This window comes from Streptomyces montanus (assembly GCF_005786655.1).
GTDB lineage: Bacteria > Actinomycetota > Actinomycetes > Streptomycetales > Streptomycetaceae > Streptomyces > Streptomyces sporangiiformans.
The window spans coordinates 101,311-109,477 of record NZ_VBZC01000033.1; the positions used below are offsets into that span (position 1 = coordinate 101,311).

Sequence of the window (8,167 nt, forward strand, 5' to 3'; positions counted from 1 at the left end):
CACCGTTCTCCGGTCCGTATCGGTGCTTGTGTCGAATTGGTTGTGGAGCTGGTTCCATGCGCGCACGGGCGCCGTGGCGGGCGTTCCCCGGGTGCGCTGAAGATGCTTGACTCCGGCCGCTCGCAGGGCTGAAGGTATGGGACGTCATGCGGGCTTGATTTCCGGCCCGGCACTGACAGATTTTCGCGACGGGGGGAGCGTATACGTTGATGGCGATGGCGTCTTTGCTGAATCTTTCTGCCTGGGAAATGATGTCGCCGACGGTGGCGTGACCCTCTTCCGCCCCTTTTCACGAGCCGCGCGTTCCACAGGTTTTCGATCAAAATCACCGCTGTCAGATCACGCTGTCAGAATCACGCTGCCGAATCACCGCCGCCACAAGACCGTCGCCGTACTGAGCGGCGTGCTGGGCCGCCTCGCCATGGCGAGTGGCCGGCCCCAGGCTGCGTGAGTCGAGCGAGGAGTAGCCCGCAGATGATGCCGTTGGAAAGTCAGGAACTGGCCCCCGAGAGCCCCTACATCTGGCGAGCGAGACGACCGGGAGCCACCCACCGACTGATCTGCTTCCCGCATGCCGGTGCCGGCGCCCCCGCCTATGCCGACTGGGCCGAACTGCTGCCGCCGGAGATCGAGTTGGTCGCCGTACAGCTGCCGGGCCGTCAGAACCGCATCGGTGAGGACCCGTTCACCGAAGTGGGCCCCCTGATCGGCGTGCTCACGCACGCCCTGCGCCCGGTGCTCGAGGGCTCGTACGCCTTCTTCGGGCACTCCGCGGGCGCCACCCTCGCCTATGAGCTGGCCAGGGCGCTGCGGGCGCGCGGCAGCCGTGGCCCCGAGCACCTGTTCCTCTCCGCGCAGCCGGCCCCCGGGGCATCCGAGGTCCGCCGGCTGCACGAGCTGTCCGACGACGATTTCCGCGCCGAGATCCTGAAACTCGGCGGCATCGAGCCCGAGATCGCCGAGGACGACGACGTCATGGAGTCCATGCTCTACACCCTGCGGGCGGACTTCACGCTCTGGGAGCGGCACCGCCTGGAGCCGGGCGCCCCGCTCGACTGCCCGATCACCGTGCTCTCCGGCGAGTCGGACCCACGGGCCCCGCTGCACGAGGTCAAGCGGTGGCGCGACCACACCACCGGGGAGTTCGGCACGGAGTTCTACCCGGGTGGCCACTTCTACTTCCTCGACTTGTCCACCGAGGTGGTCTCCCTCATCGGACGCAAGGTGCTGACGCCCGCGACGAACCGGAGAAGCGTATGACCTCCCCCGATGTGCTCGGACAGGATGTCCTGCAGGCTCTCGCCGACGCCGCCAGGGCCGTACCCGGCGTCGACGACGCGGCCGCCGTCGCCCGTAAGGGCGTGCGGGCGACCGAGCCGGTGCGGGCCGTGCGGCAGCCGGAGCCGGAGCCGGAGTCGGCCGAGGCACCGGTGGCCGCCGCGGACGATACGGCCGACGCGGACGAAGCCGCCCTCCCCGCGGCCGATCTGTACGGCGGAGACATCGACATCCCGGACGGCGCGCCCACCACGCTCCAGGAAGGCCTGCGGCTGGCGGCCGAGCTGGCTCCGGACAAGGGCACGGTCTACATCACCGCGGGCCACGACGACGTCCTGCAGACCTACCCGGAGCTGCTCGACGAGGCCCAGCACGTCCTCGGCGGCTTCCGCGCCGCGGGCCTGCGGCCCGGCGACGCCGCGCTGTTCGTGTTCGACGACAACCGCGGCTACCTCACCGCGTTCTGGGCCTGTGTCCTCGGCGGTTTCGTGCCGACCCCGGTCGCCGTCGCGACCACGTACACCTCCGCCAACGAGACGAACCGCAAGCTGCGGGGCGCCTGGCATCTGCTCGGCCACCCGGTCCTGGTCACCGACGCCGCCACCGCCGGCGCCCTGTCCGGTGTGCGGGAGCTCTGGGACGAGCCGGACGTACGCATCCTGACGGTCGAGGAGCTCGCCGGGCACCCCGCGGACCAGGACTGGTTCCCGGCGACGGCGGACTCCCCGGTGCTCAACCTGCTCACCTCCGGAAGCACCGGTGTGCCCAAATGCGTGCAGCACACCAACGCGAGCGTGGTGGCCCGGTCGATGGCGGTCGCGCAGCACTGCGGGCTCACCGGCGAGGACATCAGCCTCATCTGGATGCCGTTCGACCACGTCACGGTCGCCTACTACAACGTCCGCGACGTGTTCCTGCGCTGTCTGCACGTCAACGCCAAGATCGACCACTTCCTCGCCGATCCGCTGCTCTGGCTCGACTGGGCCGACCACTACCGCGCGACGAACACCTGGGCCCCCAACTTCGCCTTCGCACTGGTCAACGAGCGGGCGGACGAGATCCGGGAACGCTCCTGGGACCTGTCCTGTCTGCGCGAGATCAGCAACGCCGGTGAGCCGGTGATCGCCTCGACCAGCCACCGGTTCCTGGAACTCCTGGGCCCGCACGGGCTGCCCGCCGACGCGATGTCCCCGTGCTGGGGCATGTCCGAGACCTGCTCCGGCGTCACCTACAGCCGGCAGACACTCGACGACCGTACGGCCGGCACCGTCGCCATCGACCCGGCCTCGCTCACCGACACCATCCGCCACCTCGACCCGGGCGACCCGGACGCCGTCGTCCTGTCCCGCGTCGGCCGGCCGATCCCCGGGGTGCGCCTCCGGGTCGTGGACGACTCCGGAACGGTGCTGCCCGAGGGCCGGATGGGCGAGCTGCGCATCACCGGACGCACCGTCATGGCCGGTTACTTCGGCAACGAGGAGGCCAACCGGGAGGCGTACGACGACAACGGCTGGTTCCGCACCGGCGACATGGCGTTCGTGCGCGACGGCGAGGTCGTGATCGCGGGCCGCAGGAAGGACCAGATCATCGTCCGCGGCATCAACTACATGGCGCACGAGCTGGAGAGCGTCGTCGAGCGGGTGGACGGGGTGCGCGTCACCTTCTCCGCCGCCGCGGGTGTCCGTGAGCCCGGTGCCGCCACCGACCAGCTGGTCGTCTTCTTCGTACCCGTGAACTGGGACACCGGCGCCCTGACGCGGACCACCGAGGAGGTACGGGCCGTCCTGGTCCGCGAGTCCGGGATCGCCCCCGACCTGATCGTTCCGGTCACCGAGGCGGAGTTCCCGAAAACCGCGAGCGGGAAGATCCAGCGGGCGGCGCTGGTGGCCGACTTCCGGGCCGGCCGGTTCGCCGACCGGGTGACCGGGTCCGCGGCCGAGGAACAAGGGGACGACACCTGGTTCTTCGGGCGCCAGTGGGTGGAGCTCGCCGGGAATGCGGGCACGACTGCGGGCACGACCGCGGGTCCGGGTGCGGGAACGGACGCGCCCACGACCGCCGGCATGACCGCCGGCATGACCGTCGGCACGACCGTCGGTAAGAACGGCGCCTCCGGTGTCCGGCTGGTTCTCGCCGAGGACGACGACCTGGAGCGTCTGGACCTCGACGGGGCGGTCGTCGCGGTCCGCAGGGGCGACGTGTTCGCGGCCCAGTCACCCGTGCGCTACCGCGTGCCGGCCGCCGACCGCGCGGCGCTGCGCCGGCTGCTGGCGGCCGTCACCGCACAGCACGGAGAGATCTCCTCCGTCGTCCACGCGCTGCCGCTGTCCCTCGACGGGGAGCCCGCCGAACGCCTGACGGCCGCCACCGCCGAGCTGACCGCGCTGATCGCGGCGCTCGCCGACGGGGAGTTCGGGCACCCGCAGGTTCTCGTCCTCACCTCGGGCGCGCTGTACGCACGCCCGGGCGATCGCGTCGACCTGGGCGTCTGCGCCTTGCCCGGTCTCGTCCGCACGGCGGTCAGCGAGGCCGCCCCGCTGCCGGTCCGGCACCTCGACCTGCCCGCCGATCCGGGCACCTGGACGCGGGCCGTCCACGCCGAACTCGCCGACCGCGAGCGCACCGGGCTGGTCGCCGCACGCCAGGGACGCCGTCTGGAGCCGAAGCTGGCCCCGCTCACCGAGGACACCGCGCAGGCCGCGGCGAGCCCGGCCGGGCAGCCCGTGATCCCGGGCGGTCTGTACCTGGTCACCGGCGGACTCGGCGGTATCGCCCACGACATCGCCGCCTATCTCGTCGCCGGCTTCGGCATCCGCCTGCTGCTGGTGGGCCGCTCGCCCGCCGAAGGCGAGAAAGCTGCCCGGCTCACCGAGCTGTCCCACCTCGGACAGGTCGTCTACGAGCAGCTGGACGTCGCCGACGCGGCCGCGCTGCACACCGCGGTCTCCTCGGCGGAGGACCGCTGGGGCCGCCCGCTCGACGGTGTACTGCACCTGGCCGCCGCCGACCCCACGGGGCAGTGGGCCGACCTCGAACAGCACACCCTCGTGAACGAGACCGCGGAGACCTACGCCGAGCAGTACCACGCCAAGGTCTCCGGCACGCTGGCCATCGCCCAGGTCCTGGAAACGCGGCCGAAGGCGTCGCTGGTGCTCTTCGGCTCCGTCAACGGCGAGTTCGGCGGGCACTCCTTCGGCGCCTACTCCGCGGCCAACAGCTTCCTCACCGGCTTCGCCGATCACTGGCACCACGAACGCCGGCGTCAGGTGCACACGCTCGCCTGGAGCATGTGGACCGGCGTCGGCATGAACCGGGGCCAGTCGTCCACCGCAGCCGAGCACCGCGGCTTCCGGACCATCGACCCGGACACCGGCCTGCGGCTCTTCCTCGACGCGACCGCGCTGCCCGGCCCCTACACGGTCATCGGCCTGGACCTGAGGAATCCGGCGATGGTCGAGGAGCTGGTGCCGCAGCAACTCCGGGTGAGCGAGGTCCTCCTCGCGTATGTCGCTGACGGCGCCGACCAGGAGGCGTTGCGGGCGGCCGTCGCCGCGAGCGCCGCCGACTGCCCGGTGCCGGTGCGCGTCGCCGACGTCCCCCGCATCCCGCGAGACGCCTACGGCGCCGTGGACGCAGCCCAGCTTCTGCTCGACTCCGCAGCGGACCGGCCGACCAGGCGGTTCACGCCGCCGCAGACCGAGCTGGAGAGCGCCCTCGCCCTCATCTGGTCCGATGCCCTGGCCCGCCCCGAGATCGGCAGGGACGAGTCCTTCTTCGAGCTCGGCGGCAATTCGCTGAGGGCCACCCGGCTGCTCGCCCTGACGGACCAGAAGCTCGGCGTGCGCATCACGACGCAGGAGCTCTACGAGCGACCGACCGTGGAGGGCATGGCCGCGGTGATCGAACAGCACAAGGCCGGCTGACCGGCCGACCGACAGCCCGTCACCAGTGGTGTCCTGCGGCCGAGCAGCCGTCTGGGCAGGACGACTGATCGAGGAGTAGACACCAAGTGATCCCCTTGTCCTTCGCACAGCGGCGCCTGTGGTTCATCGACCGCTTCGAGGGGCCGTCGGCGACGTACAACATCCCGTTCCTGGCGCGCCTGCACGGAAAGCTCGACCGGGACGCGCTGGCGGCGGCGCTGCGCGACGTGGTGGTCCGGCACGAGAGCCTGCGCACGGTGTTCGTCGTCGACGACGACGGAGTGCCGGCGCAGCGGGTCGTCCCGGCCGAGGAGCTGCGCGTCGACGTCCCCCTCGTCGAGGCCGGACCCGACGAGGTGGACGCCGCGGTGTCGCAGGCGGTCGCCCACACCTTCGATCTCTCCTCCGAGATCCCGGTCCGCGCCACGGTGGTGCGCTCCGGGCCGGAGGAGTACGTGCTGGTCCTCAACATCCACCACATCGCGGCCGACGGCGAGTCGATGGTGCCGCTCACCCAGGACCTTGCGGACGCGTACCGGGCACGCCTCGGGTCACAGGCGCCTGACTGGCCCGAACTGCCGGTGCAGTACCGGGAGTACACGCTGTGGCAGCGCGAGGTGCTCGGCGACGAGAGCGACCCCGAGAGCGTCCTGTCCGCCCAGCTGCGCTACTGGCAGGACGAACTCGCCGGCGCGGTCCAGCAGTTGCAGCTGCCCACCGACCGGCCCCGCCCCTCGGTGATCAGCCACCGCGGCGACATGGTGGACTTCGCCGTCGAACCGGAGCTGGTGGCCGCGGCGGAAGAACTGGCGCGGGCGCACGGCGCGACGACGCCCATGGTGATGCAGGCGGCGCTGGTCGTACTGCTGCACCACCTCGGCGCGGGCGATGACATTCCCCTCGGCAACACCGTCGCCGGACGCACCGACGAGGCGCTCCTCGACCTGGTGGGCTTCTTCGTCAACACCTGGGTGCTGCGCGCCGATCTGTCCGGCAACCCGTCGTTCGAGGAGGTGCTCGGGCGGGTGCGGGACAAGGCCCTGTCCGCGTACGACAACCAGGAGGCGCCGTTCGAGCGGCTGGTGGAACTGCTCAACCCCGAGCGCTCCACCGCGTACCACCCGCTGTTCCAGGTGATGTTCACCTGGCAGAGCAGCGACCGCATCGACCTGGACCTGCCGGGCGTGACGGGGGCGCTGGAGGCCGTGCCCACCCGCACGGCAAAGTTCGACCTGGAGTTCAACTTCGCCGTCGACCCCGCCGACGACAGCATGCGATGCGTCCTGGAGTACGCGACCGATCTCTTCGACCGCGGCACGGTGGAGGACATCGGGGCACGTTTCCTCCGGATACTGCGGGCCTTCGGGACCGATCCGGGCCGGTCGGTCGGGTCGGTGGACGTCCTGCTGCCGGGCGAGCGCGAGCGGCTCGCGCGGTTCGCCGGCTCGGCGGCGCCGACGCCGGAGCTGACGGTCCCCGAGCTGTTCGAGCAGCAGCTCGCCGTGGAACCGGACGCGCTCGCCGTGCAGTGCGGCGAGGTGTCGCTGACGTACCGGCAGCTCGACCAGCGGGCCGACCGCCTGGCGCGGGCCCTGCTGGAACGGGGCGTGGACACGGAGTTCCTGGTCGGGCTCGCGCTGCCGCGGTCGGCCGATCTGGTCGTGGCGATGCTCGGCATCATGAAGTCCGGGGCCGCGTACCTGCCGATCGACCCGCGGTTCCCCAGCCGGCGGCTGAGCGTGGTGCTGGAGCAGGCCCGTCCGGCGCTGCTGCTGACCGACGCCGAGACTGCGCCGGTGCTGCCGGAGCACGACATACCCTCCGTCTTCCTGGACGATCTGGACCTGGACGGCGCCGACGCGGGCCCCGCTGAGGACGCCCTCGGGGTGGACCTGCGTCCGGACAACCTGGCGTACGTGATGTACACCTCGGGCTCCACGGGCACCCCGAAGGGCGTGGCGATCACCCACCACGGCGTGGTCAACGGTGTGCTGCGCCTCGCCACGGTCGTCGGAGTGGGCCCGGGCTCCCGGATGCTGGCGGGCACGTCCATCAACTTCGACGTGTCGGTGTTCGAGATCATGACGGCACTCACCACCGGCGGCAGCGTCGAAGTCGTACGCGACGTCCTGGAGTTGGGGGAGCGTGAGGGCTGGCTCGGCAGCGTGATCAGCTCCGTCCCCTCGGTCTTCTCCGAGGTGCTCGACCAGATCGTCGGCAAGACGAGTGTGGACACGCTGGTGTTCGCGGGCGAGGCGCTGCCGCCGTCACTGGTGGAACGGGCCCGCAAGGCCTTCCCGGGCGTGCGCGTGGTCAACAGCTATGGCCAGACCGAGAGTTTCTACGCCGGTACGTTCACGGTGGACGCGGGCGAGGACTGGGACGCCTCGCACGGCGTCCCGATCGGCGAGCCGCTGGGCAACATGCGCGCCTATGTGCTGGGTCCGGGTCTCGTCCCCGTGCCGCCGGGCGTCGTCGGCGAGTTGTACGTCGCCGGTGCGGTCGGACGCGGCTACTACGGTCGGCCCGGGCTGACGGCGGAGCGGTTCGTGCCGGATCCGTTCGGTCCGGCGGGGTCGCGGATGTATCGCACGGGTGACCTGGCGCGCTGGAATCGTGAGGGGCGTCTGGAGTACGTCGGTCGTGGCGATGGTCAGGTGAAGATCCGTGGTCTGCGGATCGAGCCGGGCGAGGTGGAGGCGGCCCTGAGCGCCCACCCGGGTGTGGCCCAGGCGGTGGTGACCGTCCACGAGCGGGCCGGCGCCAAACAACTCGTCGGCTACGTCGTCCCGGTGGGCGTCATCGGCACGGACCCCGGCGCCGCCGAGAGCATCGGCGATCTGCACGTCGATCTGACGGCGGGTGTGTCGGTTCCGGAGTTGCGGAAGTTTGTGGCGGGGCGGTTGCCGGAGTTCATGGTGCCGTCGGCGTTTGTGGTGTTGGACCGGTTGCCGTTGGCGCCGAAC

General features: G+C 71.2%; 3 protein-coding genes. All 3 read left to right on the forward strand.

What is annotated here, in order from left to right:
- The first annotated feature begins 474 nt into the window (after positions 1-474).
- Positions 475-1,260, forward strand: coding sequence for a thioesterase II family protein (locus FE633_RS27710; protein WP_246113857.1), 786 nt, complete (start codon positions 475-477; stop codon positions 1,258-1,260).
- Positions 1,257-5,201 carry an SDR family NAD(P)-dependent oxidoreductase gene (locus FE633_RS27715; RefSeq protein WP_138047912.1) on the forward strand — a complete coding sequence of 1,315 codons (3,945 nt, stop codon included), beginning with the start codon at positions 1,257-1,259 and terminating at the stop codon, positions 5,199-5,201. Before FE633_RS27710 ends, FE633_RS27715 begins: the two co-directional genes overlap by 4 nt.
- 86 nt (positions 5,202-5,287) lie before the next feature.
- Positions 5,288-8,167: non-ribosomal peptide synthetase (locus FE633_RS27720; protein WP_138047913.1), on the forward strand; the 2,880-nt coding region annotated here is incomplete at its 3' end.